A 17,451-nucleotide genomic window follows, 5' to 3' on the forward strand; every position below is an offset into this window, starting at 1 on the left:
GTCGCTAGAACCGTGAACACAGAGAACTTGATTGCGCTGCTTGTGGCGGCGCCTCTGCTCGGAGCGGCCGTACTGCTGTGCGGCGGGCGCCGGTTGGACCGAGTGGGCCACTGGATCGGCACGGCGCTCGCGGCCGTCTCCTTCGTGATCGGGCTTGTGCTCTTCACCGACATGCTGGGCAAGGGGGCCGAGGACCGGTCCCTGCACCAGCACCTGTTCAGCTGGATCCCCGTCGAGGGCTTCCAGGCGGACGTCGCCTTCCAGCTGGACCAGCTGTCGGTGACGTTCGTCCTGCTGATCTCCGGCGTGGGCACCCTGATCCACCTGTACTCGATCGGGTACATGGAGCACGACGAGCGGCGCCGCCGCTTCTTCGGCTATCTGAACCTGTTCCTCGCGGCGATGCTCCTGCTGGTCCTCGCCGACAACTACCTGCTCCTGTACGTCGGCTGGGAGGGCGTGGGTCTCGCCTCGTACCTCCTGATCGGCTTCTGGCAGCACAAGCCCAGCGCGGCCACGGCGGCCAAGAAGGCCTTCCTGGTCAACCGCGTCGGCGACATGGGCCTGTCGATCGCCATCATGCTGATGTTCACCACCTTCGGGACGTTCGCCTTCGAGCCCGTCCTCGGGGCCGCCGAGGAGACGAGCGAGGGCAAGCTGACGGCGATCGGCCTGATGCTGCTGCTCGCGGCGTGCGGCAAGTCCGCACAGGTGCCGCTGCAGTCCTGGCTCGGGGACGCGATGGAGGGCCCGACCCCGGTCTCGGCCCTGATCCACGCGGCGACGATGGTGACCGCCGGTGTGTACCTGATCGTGCGCTCCGGAGAGATCTTCAACGGCGCCCCGGACGCGCAGTTGGCGGTCACCGTCGTGGGTGCCGTGACGCTCCTCTTCGGTGCGATCGTCGGTTGCGCGAAGGACGACATCAAGAAGGCCCTCGCCGGGTCGACGATGTCCCAGATCGGCTACATGATCCTGGCCGCGGGCCTCGGCCCCATCGGCTATGTCTTCGCGATCATGCACCTGGTGACGCACGGCTTCTTCAAAGCCGGGCTCTTCCTCGGCGCCGGTTCGGTCATGCACGGCATGAACGACGAGGTGGACATGCGGAAGTACGGCGGTCTCCGGAAGTACATGCCGGTGACCTTCGTGACCTTCGGTCTCGGCTATCTCGCCATCATCGGCTTCCCGGGCCTGTCCGGCTTCTTCTCCAAGGACAAGATCATCGAGGCGGCGTTCGCCAAGGGCGGCACGGAGGGCTGGATCCTCGGCTCCGTGGCGCTGCTCGGCGCGGCCATCACGGCGTACTACATGACGCGCGTGATGCTGCTGACCTTCTTCGGAGAGAAGCGCTGGCAGCCCGACGCCGACGGCAAGCAGCCGCACCCGCACGAGTCCCCGAAGTCCATGACGATCCCGATGATCCTGCTCGCCTTCGGTTCGGTTTTCGCGGGCGGCTTCTTCAGCATCGGCGACCGCTTCATGCACTGGCTCGAGCCGGTCACGCACCACGACCACGGCGACTCCCCGCTGAGCGCCGCCACGGTCACGGGCGCCACGATGGTGGTCCTGGTCATCGGCGTCACCCTGGCCTGGTTCCAGTACGGCCGCAGGCCGGTCCCCGTGGTCGCCCCGCGCGGCTCGCTGCTCACCCGCGCGGCCCGCCGCGACCTGCTCCAGGACGACTTCAACCACGTGGTCCTGGTGCGCGGCGGCGAGCACCTCACGCGCTCCCTGGTGTACGTCGACCACACCCTGGTGGACGGCGTGGTCAATGGCACGGCGGCCTCGGTCGGCGGGCTCTCCGGACGGCTGCGCAAGCTGCAGAACGGCTACGCCCGCAGCTACGCGGTCTCGATGTTCGGCGGCGCGGCGGTCCTCATCGCCGCGACCCTGCTGATGAGGGCGGTCTGATACCGATGTCGTTTCCTCTGCTGACAGCGACGGCCGCGCTTCCCGCGGTCGGCGCGATCGCCACGGCGGCCGTCCCGGCCGCCCGGCGGACCGCCGCCAAGTGGCTCGCGCTGTTCTTCTCGCTGGCCACACTCGTGTTGGCCGTCGTGGTCGCCGTCCGGTTCGACCCGGACGGCGACCGCTATCAACTGACCGAATCGCGCGCCTGGATCGCGGACTTCGGGGTGCGGTACGAGCTGGGCGTCGACGGCATCGGCGTCGCCTTGATCGCGCTCACCGCCCTCCTGATCCCCTTCATCATCCTGGCGGGCTGGCACGACGCGGACCCCCTGGAGACGAAGTCGTCGCGCTGGCGGCCGACTCAGGGCTTCTTCGCCCTGATCCTGGCCGTCGAGGCGATGGTGATCATCTCCTTCGAGGCCACCGACGTCTTCCTCTTCTACATCTTCTTCGAAGCCATGCTCATCCCGATGTACTTCCTCATCGGCGGCTTCGGAGACCGCGCCCACGCGGGCAGCGACGAGAAAGCCTCGGCGCAGCGCTCGTACGCGGCCGTGAAGTTCCTGCTCTACAACCTGGTCGGCGGCCTCATCATGCTGGCCGCCGTGATCGGGCTCTACGTAGTCGCCGGAAACTTCTCGCTCCAGGAGATCGCCGAAGCGCGGGCCAACGGCTCGCTGGACATGGCGACCAACACCGAGCGGCTGCTGTTCCTCGGCTTCTTCTTCGCCTTCGCGGTGAAGGCCCCGCTGTGGCCGCTGCACACCTGGCTGCCGAACGCGATGGGCGAGGCCACGGCCCCGGTCGCCGTGCTGATCACGGCGGTGGTCGACAAGGTCGGCACGTTCGCGATGCTGCGCTTCTGCCTCCAGCTGTTCCCGGAGGCGAGCAAGTGGGCGACGCCCGTCATCCTCGTCCTGGCGCTGGTGAGCATCGTCTACGGAGCGCTGCTCGCCGTCGGCCAGCGCGACATCAAGCGCCTGGTGGCGTACGCGTCGATCTCGCACTTCGGGTTCATCGTCCTCGGCATCTTCGCGATGACGTCCCAGGGGCAGTCCGGCGCGACGCTCTACATGGTCAACCACGGCCTCTCCACGGCCGCCCTGATGCTGGTCGCCGGCTTCCTGATCTCGCGCCGCGGCTCGCGTCTGATCGCGGACTACGGAGGAGTGCAGAAGGTCGCGCCGGTGCTCGCGGGCACCTTCCTGATCGGCGGTCTGGCCACGCTGTCGCTGCCGGGGCTCGCGCCGTTCGTGAGTGAGTTCCTGGTCCTGGTGGGCACGTTCGCGCGCTATCCGGCGGTCGGCATCATCGCGACCTTCGGCATCGTGCTTGCCGCGCTCTACACCCTCGTGCTCTACCAGCGGACGATGACGGGCCCGGTGAAGCCGGAAGTCGCGTCGATGCCCGACCTGAAGGTGCGCGAACTGGCCGTGGTGGCCCCGCTGATCGCCCTTCTGATCGTCCTCGGTGTCTATCCGAAGCCGGTCACGGAGCTGGTGAACCCCGCGGTCAAGCACACCATGTCCGACGTCCAGAAGAAGGACCCCAAGCCCGAAGTGGAGGCCGCCAAGTGAGTGCGACAGCCGTCCACAGCCTGTGGACAACGGCGGCCGAGCCGATCGACAAGATCGACGCGCCGAACATCGAGTACGGCCAGCTGGCACCGACCCTGATCGTCATCGGTGCCGCCGTCATCGGAGTGCTCATCGAAGCCTTCGTGCCGCGCAAGTCCCGTTACTACGCCCAGCTGTTCGTGTCCGTCGTCGCCCTCGCCGCCGCCTTCGCCGCGGTCGTCGCCCTCGCGGCCGGGGGCTACGGCACCACGAAGGCGCGCATCGCTGCGATGGGCGCCATCGCCGTCGACGGTCCCGCGCTGTTCCTCCAGGGCACCATTCTCCTCGCCGGAATCGTCGCGATCTTCACCTTCGCGGAGCGCAGGCTCGACCCGGTGGCGCACGGCAACCGCGTCGACTCCTTCGTGGCGCAGGCAGGAGCCGTGCCCGGCAGTGCGGGCGAACAGGCCGCCACCAAGGCCGGGTTCGCCACCACCGAGGTGTTCCCGCTGGCGCTGTTCGCCATCGGCGGCATGCTGGTCTTCCCCTCGGCGAACGACCTGCTGACGTTCTTCATCGCCCTGGAAGTCTTCTCGCTGCCGCTGTACCTGCTGTGCGCCCTGGCGCGCCGCAAGCGGCTCATGTCGCAGGAAGCGGCCGTCAAGTACTTCCTCCTCGGCGCCTTCGCCTCCGCGTTCACGCTGTTCGGCATCGCGCTGATCTACGGCTACGCGGGCTCGGTGTCGTACGGCACGATCGCCAAGGTCGTCGACGGCACGACCACCACGGTCGACCCCGCACTCGCGGGCACCATGGGCAACGACGCGCTGCTCCTCATCGGCTCCGCGATGATCGTGATGGGCCTGCTCTTCAAGGTCGGCGCGGTGCCGTTCCACATGTGGACACCCGACGTCTACCAGGGCGCGCCCACGCCGGTGACGGGCTTCATGGCGGCCGCGACGAAGGTGGCCGCGTTCGGCGCACTCCTGCGGCTGCTCTACGTCGTGCTCCCGGGCCTGCGCTGGGACTGGCGGCCGGTGATGTACGGCGTCGCCGTGATCACGATGCTGGGCGGCGCGATCGTCGCGATCACCCAGACCGACATCAAGCGGCTCCTCGCGTACTCGTCGATCGCGCACGCGGGCTTCATTCTCGCGGGTGTCATCGCGACCACGGAGGACGGCGTCTCGTCGGTGCTGTTCTACCTGGGCGCGTACTCCTTCGTGACGATCGGTGCGTTCGCGGTGGTCACGCTGGTGCGGGACGCGGGCGGCGAGGCGACACACCTGTCGAAGTGGGCGGGGCTAGGCCGCCGCTCACCACTGGTCGCCGCGGTGTTCGCCGTCTTCCTTCTCGCCTTCGCGGGCATCCCGCTGACCTCCGGGTTCTCCGGGAAGTTCGCGGTGTTCAAGGCGGCTGCCGAGGGCGGCGCGGGCGCGCTGGTCGTGGTCGGTGTGATCTCGTCCGCGATCGCGGCGTTCTTCTACATCCGCGTGATCGTCCTGATGTTCTTCAGCGAGCCGAAGGCGGACGGCCCGACGGTCGCCGTGCCGTCGCCGCTGACGATGACGGCGATCGGGGTCGGCGTCGCGGTGACGCTGGTGCTCGGTGTGGCGCCGCAGTACTTCCTCGATCTGGCCGGCCAGTCGGGAGTCTTCGTTCGGTAGGCGGGGCTTCGGCCCCGTCCGCCTCGTGTACGTGCCGCCCGGTGTCCCGCAGCCCGCGGGAGCCGGGCGGTGGCGTGTGCGGGGCCCGGCGGGGCGCGGGCCTGGCGGGCGGGCGCCCGGCGGGGTGATGCGACCTGTCGGGCGGTGCGGCGGCGACGGTGGCGCATTCTTCACACCGTGCCGCCCGGCCTGTGGATAACTTCGTGGGCTGTCGGCGCGGACCCCTATCGTGGACGCAGTGGTGGAAGCACGCGGTGGTCGAGGCGTGACGTACGGGGGCTGGGCGATGTATGGGATCGGTGGCATGACTGAGATGGACGAGGGCGCGAGTCGGTTCGCGGAGCCGGACCCGTTCGACGACCCCTTCGGGGACCCGGAGGAGGACCCGTTCGGCGACCCCGGCGAGGATCCGTTCGCGGACGCGCACCTGGGCGCCGGGCCGGGCGCGGGCTCAGGCCCGGTCGCCACGGGCAACGCACTGGAGACACTGCACCGCGTCTTCGGGTACGACTCCTTCCGCGGCGAGCAGGAAGCGATCATCGACCATGTGGTCGCGGGCGGCGACGCCGTCGTCCTCATGCCGACCGGCGGCGGCAAGTCCCTGTGCTACCAGATTCCGGCTCTGGTCCGCCCCGGCACCGGCGTCGTGGTCTCCCCGCTCATCGCGCTGATGCAGGACCAGGTGGACGCGCTCAGGGCGCTCGGCGTGCGGGCCGGGTTCATGAATTCGACGCAGGACTTCGACGAGCGCCGGGTGGTGGAGGCGGAACTGCTCGCGGGCGAGCTCGACGTGCTCTACCTGGCGCCGGAGCGGCTGCGCCTGGACACCACCCTCGACCTGCTCTCGCGGGCCACGATCTCCGTCTTCGCCATCGACGAGGCGCACTGCGTCGCCCAGTGGGGCCACGACTTCCGCCCCGACTATCTGGCCCTGTCCGTCCTCGGCGAGCGCTGGCCGGACGTGCCCCGCATCGCCCTGACGGCGACGGCGACGGACGCCACCCACCGCGAGATCACGCAGCGACTGTCCATGCCGGACGCCAAGCACTTCGTGGCGAGCTTCGACCGGCCGAACATCCAGTACCGGATCGTGCCGAAGGCGGACCCGAAGAAGCAGCTCCTGACGTTCCTGAAGGAGGAGTACGACGGCGACGCAGGCATCGTCTACTGCCTCTCGCGCAACGGCGTGGAGCGGACCGCCGAGTTCCTGAGCGCGCACGGCGTGCGGGCGGTGCCGTACCACGCCGGTCTGGACAGCGGGACGCGTGCGCTGCACCAGTCGCGGTTCCTGCGCGAGGACGGCCTGGTGGTGGTCGCCACGATCGCCTTCGGCATGGGCATCGACAAGCCCGACGTCCGCTTCGTCGCCCACCTCGACCTGCCCAAGTCGGTCGAGGGGTACTACCAGGAGACGGGCCGCGCGGGCCGCGACGGCATGCCCTCCACGGCCTGGATGGCGTACGGCCTGCAGGACGTCGTCCAGCAGCGCAAGCTCATCCAGGGCAGCGAGGGCGACGAGGCGTTCCGGCGCCGGGCCGCCGCGCATCTGGACGCCATGCTGGCGCTGTGCGAGACGGCCCAGTGCCGCCGCGCCCAGCTCCTGACCTACTTCGGCCAGGACCCCACCGCCCAGTCCTGCGGGAACTGCGACACCTGCCTCACCCCGCCGGAGACCTGGGACGGGACGGTGGCCGCGCAGAAGCTCCTGTCGACCATCGTGCGGCTGCAGCGGGAGCGCGGCCAGAAGTTCGGCGCCGGCCAGATCATCGACATCCTCCTGGGCCGCCGAACCGCCAAGATCATCCAGTTCGACCACGACCAGCTTTCCGTCTTCGGCATCGGCGGGGAGCTCGGCGAGGGCGAATGGCGGGGCGTGGTCCGGCAGTTGCTCGCCCAGGGACTGCTCGCGGTCGAGGGGGAGTACGGCACGTTGGTGCTGACCGAGGCGAGTGGCTCCGTGCTCGGGCGGCAGCGGGAGGTGCCCCTGCGCAAGGAGCCCAAGAAGCCCGCATCCGCGGCGCGTTCCGGGGGCAAGGGCGAGCGCAAGGCGCGGGCCGCAGCCGCGGTGGCCGAGCTGGCGCCCGAGGCCGTGCCCGTTTTCGAGGCGCTGCGGGCCTGGCGGGCGGCGCAGGCTCGGGAGCTTGGGGTGCCCGCCTATGTGATCTTCCATGACGCGACGTTGCGGGAGATCGCCACGGTGCGGCCCGCCTCCGTCGGGGAGCTGGGGGGCATCGGCGGGGTCGGCGAGAAGAAGTTGGCCACGTATGGGGAGGGTGTGCTGGAGGTGGTGGCGGGGGTGGGGGAGTAGGGCCTCGCGGGTGCGCCCCAGTCCCGCCCCTTTCCCGAAACTGGGGGCTCCGCCCCCAGACCCTCGCTCCTCAAACGCCGGAGTGGCTGTATATCTCGCCGGTGCGGCAAGGTTCTAGCCCGTCCGGCGTTTGAGGACGAGGCGCGGAGCGCCGACAACGGGGTCCAGGGGGCGGCAGCCCCCGGGTTCGGGAAGGGGTGGGATTGGGGAGCCCCCGGCAAGGCCCCCCAACCTCAGCCCCGCGTAGCCGCGATGCGCCCCGTGACCTCGCCCAGGCCCACCCGGGTCCCACCAGGACCGGGGGCCCACGCGGTCATCGTGACGACGTCACCGTCCTCCAGGAACGTCCGCTTGCCGTCGGGGAGTTCAAGCGGATCCCGCCCGTTCCAGGTCAGCTCGATGAGGGAGCCGAACTGTTCGGGGGAGGGCCCACTGACGGTGCCGGAGCCGTAGAGGTCACCGGTGCGCAGGGAGGCGCCGTTGACGGTCATGTGGGTGAGCTGCTGGGCGGCGGTCCAGTAGACGGTGGAGAAGGGGGGTTCGGAGATGACGTGGCCGTTGAGGGAGACGGTGATGCGGAGGTCGTAGCCGCCGGGCTCGTCCGCGACGGACTCGGCGGAGTCGTCGAGGTAGGGGAGCAGGGGCTCGGTGCGCGCGGGCGGGGCGACGCGGGCGGCGTCCAGGGCCTCCAGGGGCGTGATCCAGGCCGAGACGGAGGTGGCGAAGGACTTGCCGAGGAAGGGGCCGAGGGGGACGTACTCCCAGGCCTGGAGGTCGCGGGCGGACCAGTCGTTGAGGAGGCAGAGCCCGAAGACGTGCTCGCGGAAGTCCGTGAGGGGCACGGGGGTCCCGAGCGTGGACGGCGCGCCGACGACGAAGCCGACCTCGGCCTCGATGTCGAGCTTGGTGGACGGGCCGAAGACGGGCGCGGTGTCGGCGGGCGTCTTGCGCTGACCGGTGGGGCGCACCACGTCCGTGCCGGAGACCACGACGGTGCCGGACCGGCCGTGGTAACCGATGGGCAGGTGCTTCCAGTTGGGCGTGAGCGGCGTGGGCGCGTCCGGGCGGAACATCCGGCCCAGGTTCGACGCGTGGTGCTCGGAGGCGTAGAAGTCGACGTAGTCCGCGACCTCGAAGGGCAGGTGCAGGGTGACGTCGGACAGGGGGTGGAGCAGCGGGCGGACGGTGTCGCGGTGCGCGGGGACCGTCACCCAGGCGGTGAGGGCGCGGCGTACGTCGCTCCAAGTGCGGCGGCCGGCGGCGAGCAGCGGGCCCAGGGTGGGCTGGGCGAGCAGCGAGACATAGGGCGAGCCGAGGGCGGCGGCGGCCGCGCCCGCGTCCAGGACGTACGAGCCGATGCGGACGCCGACGCGGCGGCCGTCCGAGGCGGCGGAACCGGGCGCTGATCCGGGAGCCGACCCGGATGCGGAGTCCGTGGCGGACCCGGCCGGGGAGAAGACCCCGTACGGAAGATTGTGCGGGCCGAAGGGGTCGCCCTCGGGGAGGTCGAGCGGGTTCTGCTCGGACATGCGTGCCTGCCTCGCTTTCCAATCTGAGTGCTCCACACGTTACGTGGGAAGCCTCGCCGGGGGCAGTGTCTAAAGAGTTCGCAATGTCCGGATAAACCAGGAGTGGAATGACCCATTCCTGCATAGCTTCCTTTGGGGGACACGGACAGGGGTGGGTCCGGTTCGGCGCAAACGGACACGTGGGGGGACCCGTGACCATGTCAAGCGGCGGCGTCGGGTTAAGGCCGGACCGTGAAGTGCCCGGACTGATAGTCAAGTTCGGCGACTACCCGTTGCACCACGGCGGTGTGGGGGCGATCCGCAGCCTGGGACGGCTCGGCATCCCCATGTACGCGATCACCGAGGACCGACACACGCCCGCGGCCGCGTCCCGCTACCTCACCCGTGCGTTCCCGTGGCCGACCACCGGCGTCGAGGACCCCGCGTATCTGGTGGAGGGGCTGCTGCGGATCGGGCGGCGGATCGGCAGGCCGACGGTGCTGATCCCGACGGACGAGGAAGCGGCGGTGCTGATCGCCGAGCACCAGAGGGAGTTGGGGGACGCGGACTTCGGAGGGTTCCTGTTCCCGCCGGTGGCGCCCAAGCTGCCGCGGCGCCTCGCCAGCAAGCAGGGGCTGCACGAGCTGTGCGTGGAGCACGGCCTGTCGTCGCCCGCCTCGGTGGGCCCGCAGAGTCAGGAGGACGTGGAGAAGTTCGCCGCGACGGCCCGGTTCCCGGTCGTGGCCAAGAACAGCGAGGCGTTCCGGCGCCGCGAACAGCCCGCTGTGAACGGCACCACTCGCATCAACACGCCCGAGGGACTGCTGAAGCTGGCCTGCGGCTGGGGCGAACGGCCCGGCGTGATCCTCCAGGAGTACCTGCCGCGCGAGCAGGCCGAGGACTGGGTCGTGCACGCGTACTTCGACGCGGACTCCACCCCGCTCGCCCTGTTCACCGGCGTGAAGGTCCGCTCCTGGCCGCCGCACGCGGGGATGACGGCGATGGCGTACGTCGTCGACAACCCGGAACTCGCGGACCTCGCCGCGCGTTTCATCAAAGAGATCGGCTTCACCGGAGTCATCGACCTCGACCTCCGTTTCGACCGCCGCGACGGTCAGTACAAACTGCTCGACTTCAACCCACGCATGGGCGCCCAGTTCCGCCTCTTCGAGAGCGAGTCGGGGATCGATGTCGTCCGGGCGATGCATCTGCATCTGACCGGCCGTCCCGTCCCCGAGGGGGAGCAGCGCGCGGGGCACCGCTATGTCGTGGAGAACATCGACCTGCCCGCCTATCTCGCCTACCGCCGCAGCGGCTATGTGACACCGCACGCGCCGTCCCGTGCCAGCGGCACGGAGCTGGCCTGGTTCGCGGCGGACGACATGCTGCCGGTCTTCACCATGCTCGCGCGCTTCGTACGGCCGGGAGCGAAGCATCTGTTCCAGCTGTGGCGGACCAGCCGCCGCGGCGGCACGACCACGAAGTGACGGTGCGCCGTGCGACGGCACGGTGCACACGACGTCCTGGGGAGGGACTTCGTGAACCAATCAGCGCAACCCGTCGCCGTCATCGGAGCGGGCCCCTACGGCCTGTCCACAGCGGCGCATCTGAAGGCCCGGGGCATCCCGGTGCGTGTGTTCGGCGAGCCGATGGTGAGCTGGCAGGCGCACATGCCCGCGGGAATGCTCCTCAAGTCGACACCCGTGGCGTCGAACATCGACGCCCCGCAGACCGGCCACACCCTCGTCGACTACTGCGACGCGGCGGGCCTGCCCCGGCTGATCACGGACGAGGACATCATCCCCGTCGAGACGTTCGTCGGGTACGGCCAGTGGTTCCAGCAGAAGATCGTGCCCGACCTGGAGCGGGTGCGGGTGGTCTCCGTCGACCCCCGGCCGGCCGGAGGCTTCGAGCTGAAGCTGGACTCCGGGGAGCAGTTCACCGCCCGCGCGGTCGTCGTCGCCACCGGCCTGTCCGGCCTGTCGAGGCTGCCGTCCGAGCTGGCCGCGGCCGCGCCGGACGGCCCCTCGCCCACGGGCCCCGTTTCGCACAGCGCCCAGCACCACGACCTCACGCGGTACGCGGACCAGGACCTGCTCGTCGTCGGTGCCGGGCAGTCCGCCCTGGAGACGGCGGTGCTCGCGGCGGAAGCGGGCGCGCGGGTGCGCGTGGTGGCGCGCGGGCGGCGCTCGGTGGCGTTCGGCGCGCCGCCCTGGGACCAGCCGAAGCTGCGCCCGGAGTCCCCGTTCGGCCGCGCCTGGTCGCTGTACGCGTTGAGCTACCACGCCGGGGGGTACCGCCACCTCCCCGCCGCCACCCGGCATTACCTCACCCGCCGTGTCCTCGGCCCGCTCGGCGCCTGGTGGCTGCGGGAGCGGTTCGATCGGAAGGTCGAGGCGCGCGAGGTGCGGCGCATCGTGGCGGCGGGCACCCGCGACGGCCGCCCCGTCCTCAGCGTCGAGACCCTCGGCGGCCGGGCCCGGGAGCTGGCGGCCGACCACGTCATCGCCGCGACGGGCTATCGCGTGGACCTCGCCTCCCTCAGCTTCCTCGGCCACGGCCTGCGCGCCCGCCTCGCCACCAGCCGCGGCACGCCCAAGCTGGGCGCGGGCTATGTCTCTTCGGTCCCCGGCCTGTACTTCACGGGCATGCTCGCCGGGTCGTCGTACGGACCGGTGATGCGGTTCGTGTGCGGCACGGAGTTCGCCTCGCCGCGGCTCGCTCGGCATCTGGCGGCGGCATACCGGGGGGCGTGAGGGCGGGGCCGGCGCGCTGGGCTCGGCGGTCGACCGCCACCGTCCGGGCTCGGCGCCCGACCAGCACCACCCGGGCTCAGCGCTGGGCGACCGACATCCGGGCCGTCCGGGCTCGACGCCCGACCGTCACCCGGCCTCAGCGCTCGATCACCGGCATGGGCGCGGGCTGGGCGTCGCGCATCCGCTCCGGCGTCCAGTACTCCGCCCCGGCGGTTCCGCCGTGCTCGACCTCGCTGCTCGTGGTGTCCGAGCCCGTGGTGTCCGACCCCCTGCCGAGCGCCTTGCCGGGCGCCTTACCGGGCGTCGCGGGAGACTCCTCGCCGGTCTTCGTGTCCGACACCGAGACCCCCGCTCCCGGGCGGGACTCGCGGCCGGTGCTGTCCGAGTCCGCGGCCGACGCCTGCCAGGTGAGCAGCGCCGTGAGCAGCGTGGCGGAGGCAGCGGCGGTGAGGGCGAGCTTGCGGGCCGGACGGAAAGTCATGTCGTTCCTTCGTGCCAGGTGACGTACGGAGGCCTTCCCGCGTACGGAAGACCGGCTTGCCCCTGTGCGACGTGCGCACCGCGCGAACGGTTCCCCGCCGCTACTGCTGCACCTCCCGCACCCAGGCCCGCAGCCCGGCCATGAACCCCTCCCGCTGCTCGGCGGGGAGCCCCGCGAGGGCGCGGAGCAGCGGCTCGCCACGGCGGGCCACGAAGGACTCGAGGAGCGGGCGGTACTCCTCGGCGAGGGACACGAGGACCCGGCGGCGGTTCGTCTCGTCCGGGGCGCGCGTGACGATGCCAGCCCGCGCGAGGCCGCCGACCAGTTCGCTCGCCGTCGGCAGGGACACCTGGAGCCGGTCGGCGATGCCGCTGACGGTCAACGGCCCGTCGGCCGCCAGGAGCTGGGGCAGCACCGCGCCATGACGCGGGGTCAGGCCATGGCTGTCCATGGCCTCGCGCAGCGGATCCGGCATCAGCGCGCTCACCGCAGCGCCCCGGAAGTACGGCTCGAGCAGCGGCACGAGCCCCACGATCCGGATCTCGACGGGGGTGAGGGGGTGGGCGGATCCGGCCCCCGGGCTCGCCGGTTTCCGCTGCTCCGCTTCCTGCCGCTCCGGTTCCCGCTTCTCCGGTTCTTGCGCGCTCTGCATTCCGCGAGTGTAGTTGGTTTGGATACTCGAACTGTTTGGGTATCCAAAGTGTTACGAGCCCTGTGGGGACCACGAGCTTTCTGAAGGTGAGCGAGACATGCCGTCGATCAGCTACTACGAAGCCGTCAATGACGCGTTGGAACGACTTGAGGACCTCGGGTACGAGCGCGGCGTGGGCGTCGACCTCGCCAACCACGGACCCATGGGCGCCGAGGCCGTCGCGGTGCTCGGGCACGGCGACGAGGTGGCCCGCTGGATCGGGCGCTATCGCCGCGCGCTCGACCATCACGAGCCGCCCGCCGCGCGCTTCGTCATCGACCCCGCCGACGAGGCGTCGTGGCGGCCGGCGCTGGGTGATTTCAGCCGTGCGGGGGACTGGGAGCGGCTGTTCGCGCGCGAACTCGCCACCGCGCCCTGGCGGGACGTCCTCGCCCGCTGGTGGCCGCGCCTGCTCCCCGGCCTCTTCGCCGGCCTGACGCACGGCCTCATCCGGACGGCGCACGCGGTGCGCGGTCTTTCCGTCGCCGGGGAGGCACCGACACGGCTCCAGCTCGACGAACTGGCCAGGGGCCTGGCGTACTGGGCCGCCAGGTACCGGGCCCTGCCCGGCAGCCCCGCCCTGCGCGGCCCCCACACTGTCCCGGCGGCCGTCGCCGCGCTGCCCCGCGTGCCGCTGGACGGCCCGCGCGGACCGTCCGTCGCCCTCGGCCGCATCGACGCCATCGACCGACTCCCCGGATACACGGAGTCGTTGGAGTGGCTGGCCCCGCACCCGGCCTCCCGCCTGCTCAGCGACATGACGCTGCAGTTCGCGGACGTGTATCTGGGCCACCCCGAGGTCTTCCCGGTGCCCCTCGTCCACGGCCTCACCGCACCCGCCGCCACCCGCCTCGTACTGCCGCACCTGCCGCAGGAGTTGTACGAGCCGACGCTCGCCCGGCTGTGGCAGGTCCAGTCGGCCTTCCTCCTGGCCTTCACCACCGACCGGCGGGACGAGGAGTCGACGGCCTGGCGGGCCGAGACGGACGACCTGCCCCCGCTCGACGAACTCGGCGCCCGGGCCGTCGAGCACGGCGACGAGCACGTCATCAAGTTCACGGAGGCCTGCCTGCGGGAGTACGCACTGCGACCCGACCCCCGCTACCCGGCGGCGGCGCACGCGGCCCAGCGCCGCATACCTCGGCTTGACGCGGGCGGGGGCGTGGCGGGGGTGTCGGCGGGGAGGGCGGACTAGGCCGGAGGGGGTGGGCCCCGGGGAGGTGATGGTGAGCGAGAAGTGGGGGGTGAGGCGAGAGGGGGGCGTCGAGGCGGGCAGGGGTGAGTCGGTGAGAGGGGCGAGTCGGTGAGAGGGGTGGCGGGCCAGGGCGCGGCGGCACCCGGCGTGGACTGCCCGCCCGCGTGGGGGAGTTCGGGCCCGGCGTGAAGGCGTGCGCGCGGCCGTGGGCCGGTGCGGCGCGACTCGGGTGATGCGGGGCTTGTCCGGGTGGGGCCGGTGCGGGCGGTGCGGGCGGTGCGGGCCGGGTGGGAGCCGGTGCGGGCCGGTCCCGGTGGGGTCCGGTGAGGTCCGGTGAGGTCTGGTGGAGCCCGGTGCGGGCCCGGTGCGGGCGAGGTACGGGTCGGTCCGGGTGGGGTCGGTGCGACCTGGTCCGGGCCGGTCCGGATGAGGGCGATCCGGGGTCGGCGTGGGCCAGGTGCGAGCTGGTCCGGGCTGGTCCGGGTGGCGGCGACCCTGGGTCGGCGTGGGGTCGGCGTGGGCCCAGTGTGGGGCCGGTGCGGGCCGGGTCCGGATGGGGGCGATCCCGGGCCGCCTCGTTCCGGTGAACCGGGAGCGGGGCGACGGGGCCAGCGCGCAGATGCGCCCCGGGCGCGCGTCACCGGGCGTATCCGGGCCCACACCCCGGTGTCTGCCGGGAGTGCGCCGGGCGCACCCGAACCGTCACAGCTCCTGCCACACGGCTTACCGACCGGCGTCAGATCCGTATTCTTCGGATCATGGCCGTTCCCCTCGCATATGCCCTCATCGCCACTGACCTCGACGGAACCTTGCTGCGCTGCGACGACACGGTGTCCGACCGGTCGCGCAGGGCGCTGGCCGCCGCGAGCGAGGGCGGCGCACGGCACCTCGTCGTCACCGGACGCCCCGCGCCCCGCGTGCGCCCGCTCCTGGAGGAGCTCGGCTGCGACGGGCTCGCGGTGTGCGGGCAGGGCGCCCAGCTGTACGACGCCGGGAGTGGCCGCATGGTGTGGTCGGTGACGCTGGACCGGGAGTTGGCCGAGGCCGCGCTCGGGAAGATCGAGGCCGAGGTCGGGCAGGTCTTCGCGGCGGTCGACCAGGACGGCGTCGACGGCCTGACGCTGATCGAGCCCGGGTACGAGATGCCGCACCCGACGCTGCCCGCCGTGCGGGTGCCCCGGCGCGATGTGCTGTGGGAGGAGCCGATCAGCAAGGTGCTGCTTCGGCACCCGGCGCTGGCGGACGACGAGTTGGCGGAGGTGGCCCGGGGCGCGGTGGGGTCGCTGGCGACCGTGACGATGTCCGGGCCCGGCACCGTGGAGCTCCAGCCGTGCGGAGTCACCAAGGCCACGGGCCTTGCCCTCGCGGCGGAGCGGCTGGGGCTGACCGCCGCCGACACGATCGCCTTCGGGGACATGCCGAACGACATCCCCATGTTCGCGTGGGCGGCGCACGGGGTGGCCATGGCCAACGCCCACCATGAACTCAAGGCGGTGGCGGACGAGTTGACCGCGTCCAACGAGGAGGACGGGATCGCGGTGGTGCTGGAGCGGCTGCTGGGGTGAGGCGGCGGGCGCGTGGCCCGCGCGGTGCTGGGTCCCGACCTCCGGGGCCTGTGCCCCGGCCCAGGGCCCGCACCCCGACCTCCGGGTGCCACGTCCCGGCCTCCGGGGCCTGCACCTCGGCCCAGGGCCCGCACCCCGACCTCCGGATGCCGCGTCCCGGCCTCCGGGGCGATCCCCGCACCCACCGGCCTCCAAGCCCCGCGCCCCGCCCGCCTCGCCCGCCCCTGGCCCTCACCTGCCCCTGGCCCTCACCCGCCCTGGCCCTCGGCCACCCCGAGCCCTCGCCCCTCGGTCACCCCGGCCCCCTCGCCCCCGCCCAACCCGCGCCCCTGGCTCCGCCCCCGGTCCTGGACCATGGCCGGAAACGTACACACGCCGGATCTCTGGCCGGATGTCGTCAGCGGCCTCCGGCGGAGTGCGGGGCCGGGTGGGTGGGGCGCGCCGATGCCGCCCCGGCGGTCCGCGCGCGCTCGGCTCGGGGGGCGGCGGCGTGCCGGGAGTGAGTCGAGGGGCGGGACGGGTGACGGTCGGGCGTCCGAGGGAGGGAGGCATCACTCCCTTCATGTGGGGCACATCGTTCTCTGTGGAGTATTTCGGTCATTCCATGTCTATCGGGCACGCTGGTCTCCTCTGCTCGGGCAGGCGCTCGCTGTGATCGAAAGGCGACCGGATACGCTGACTTGAGTGATGGCAGCGACACATCGACAAACCGTGTCATCGACGAATGATCGACCGAGTGATCGACTTGTGATCGTCAGCAGACAGGAGAACCCCTCGTGACCGTCGTCGGGCCCTTCGGGCTGAGCGTGCGGGACCAGGCTCTCGAAGCCGATGTCCAGGCCGGGTTGGCGGCTGTCGAGGAGGGCCTGCTCGAGGCCACCAAGAGCGAGGTCCCCTTCATCACCGAGGCCGCACAGCACCTCGTGCGCGCGGGTGGCAAACGTTTTCGGCCACTCCTGGTGATGCTCACGGCGCAGTTCGGCGACCCGTACGCCCCCGGTGTGGTGCCGTCCGCCGTGGTCGTGGAGCTGACGCACCTCGCGACGCTGTACCACGACGACGTGATGGACGAGGCCGATGTGCGCCGCGGGGTGGCCAGCGCCAACCAGCGCTGGGGCAACTCCGTCGCGGTCCTCACCGGCGACTTCCTGTTCGCGCGCGCGTCCCACACGCTGGCCGACCTCGGCCCCGAGGCCGTCCGGGTCCAGGCCGAGGCGTTCGAGCGGCTCGTCACCGGGCAGATCCTGGAGACGGCGGGACCCTCCGACGGGCGCGACCCCGTCGACCACTACCTCGAAGTGCTCGCGGGCAAGACCGGTTCGCTGGTCGCGGTCGCCTGCCGGTTCGGCGCGATGATGTCGGGGGCCGACGAGACGGTCGTGGACGTGCTCACGCAGTACGGGGAGCGGCTCGGCGTCGCCTTCCAGCTCGCCGACGACGTCCTCGACATCGCGTCCGAGTCCACCGAGTCCGGGAAGACGCCCGGCACCGATCTGCGGGAGGGAATCCCCACCCTGCCCGTGCTTCGGCTGCGGGAGCGGGTCGCGCGGCTCGGGCTCGCGGAGGACATCGCGCTGTGTGAGCTGCTCGACTCCGACCTCACGGACGACGCGCGGCACGCCGAGGCGTTGGCGCGGCTGCGGGTGCATCCGGCTCTTGAGCTGGCCCGGCGGGACACGGTGCGGTACGCCGAGGAGGCGCGGGCCGCGCTGGCCCCGCTGCCCGAGTGCGACGCCAAGGCCTCGCTGGTCGAGCTCTGCGACCTGGTGGTCCACCGCGCGGGGTGAGGCTCGGGGGCCCGGCCCCCGCC

Annotated in this window: 12 protein-coding genes; 9 read left to right on the forward strand and 3 right to left on the reverse strand. The window is 71.7% G+C overall.

All coding sequences use genetic code 11. The features are described 5' to 3' along the window. Positions 1 to 12 precede the first annotated feature (12 nt). The 4 genes from nuoL to recQ all read left to right on the forward strand — a co-directional run bounded on the left by nuoL (position 13) and on the right by recQ (position 7,445). The gene (nuoL, locus tag ACZ6AA_RS00810; protein ID WP_468450543.1) at positions 13 to 1,914 is read left to right on the forward strand and encodes an NADH-quinone oxidoreductase subunit L; all 1,902 of its coding nucleotides are present in this window, start codon (positions 13 to 15) and stop codon (positions 1,912 to 1,914) included. 5 nt (positions 1,915 to 1,919) lie between these two features. Continuing rightward, entirely contained in the window at positions 1,920 to 3,491 is a 1,572-nt protein-coding gene (locus ACZ6AA_RS00815; protein WP_468480353.1) for an NADH-quinone oxidoreductase subunit M, read from the forward strand. After that, the gene (gene nuoN, locus ACZ6AA_RS00820) at positions 3,488 to 5,137 is read left to right on the forward strand and encodes an NADH-quinone oxidoreductase subunit NuoN (RefSeq protein WP_468450547.1); all 1,650 of its coding nucleotides are present in this window, start codon (positions 3,488 to 3,490) and stop codon (positions 5,135 to 5,137) included. Before ACZ6AA_RS00815 ends, nuoN begins: the two co-directional genes overlap by 4 nt. A gap of 304 nt (positions 5,138 to 5,441) precedes the next feature. Beyond that, the gene (gene recQ, locus ACZ6AA_RS00825; protein WP_471455684.1) at positions 5,442 to 7,445 is read left to right on the forward strand and encodes a DNA helicase RecQ; all 2,004 of its coding nucleotides are present in this window, start codon (positions 5,442 to 5,444) and stop codon (positions 7,443 to 7,445) included. A 233-nt stretch (positions 7,446 to 7,678) separates the two neighbouring features. On the opposite strand, the gene fahA is transcribed toward recQ, so the two are convergent. Next, positions 7,679 to 8,974 (reverse strand): fumarylacetoacetase, encoded by a 1,296-nt coding sequence (gene fahA, locus ACZ6AA_RS00830; RefSeq protein ID WP_471455685.1) that lies wholly within the window; start codon positions 8,972 to 8,974, stop codon positions 7,679 to 7,681. Positions 8,975 to 9,171: 197 nt separating this feature from the next. On the opposite strand from fahA, the gene ACZ6AA_RS00835 reads away from it, so the two are divergent. Beyond that, positions 9,172 to 10,440 (forward strand): carboxylate--amine ligase, encoded by a 1,269-nt coding sequence (locus ACZ6AA_RS00835; protein ID WP_471456580.1) that lies wholly within the window; start codon positions 9,172 to 9,174, stop codon positions 10,438 to 10,440. 51 nt (positions 10,441 to 10,491) lie between these two features. Then, entirely contained in the window at positions 10,492 to 11,709 is a 1,218-nt protein-coding gene (locus ACZ6AA_RS00840) for an FAD-dependent oxidoreductase (RefSeq protein WP_468480355.1), read from the forward strand. Positions 11,710 to 11,845: 136 nt separating this feature from the next. Here the strand turns inward: ACZ6AA_RS00840 and ACZ6AA_RS00845 are convergent, their stop codons facing one another. After that, a complete protein-coding gene (locus ACZ6AA_RS00845) occupies positions 11,846 to 12,190 on the reverse strand; it encodes a hypothetical protein (RefSeq protein WP_471455686.1) in 345 nt (114 codons plus the stop codon). 100 nt (positions 12,191 to 12,290) lie between these two features. Then, on the reverse strand, positions 12,291 to 12,842 hold the full coding sequence (locus ACZ6AA_RS00850) for a MarR family winged helix-turn-helix transcriptional regulator (RefSeq protein ID WP_468450557.1): 552 nt from the start codon (positions 12,840 to 12,842) through the stop codon (positions 12,291 to 12,293). 97 nt (positions 12,843 to 12,939) lie between these two features. Here ACZ6AA_RS00850 and ACZ6AA_RS00855 point away from each other — a divergent pair, with 97 nt between their 5' ends. The 3 genes from ACZ6AA_RS00855 (at position 12,940) to ACZ6AA_RS00865 (ending at position 17,428) form a co-directional block, all read left to right on the forward strand. Further along, entirely contained in the window at positions 12,940 to 14,076 is a 1,137-nt protein-coding gene (locus tag ACZ6AA_RS00855) for a questin oxidase family protein (protein ID WP_471455687.1), read from the forward strand. A gap of 758 nt (positions 14,077 to 14,834) precedes the next feature. Then, a complete protein-coding gene (locus tag ACZ6AA_RS00860; RefSeq protein WP_468450560.1) occupies positions 14,835 to 15,641 on the forward strand; it encodes an HAD family hydrolase in 807 nt (268 codons plus the stop codon). 776 nt (positions 15,642 to 16,417) lie between these two features. Further along, positions 16,418 to 17,428: a polyprenyl synthetase family protein gene (locus ACZ6AA_RS00865; protein ID WP_468450562.1), complete on the forward strand. Its 1,011-nt coding sequence runs from the start codon at positions 16,418 to 16,420 to the stop codon at positions 17,426 to 17,428. The last annotated feature ends 23 nt before the right edge of the window (positions 17,429 to 17,451 follow it).

It is taken from the genome of Streptomyces sp. NPDC040610, assembly GCF_055594065.1.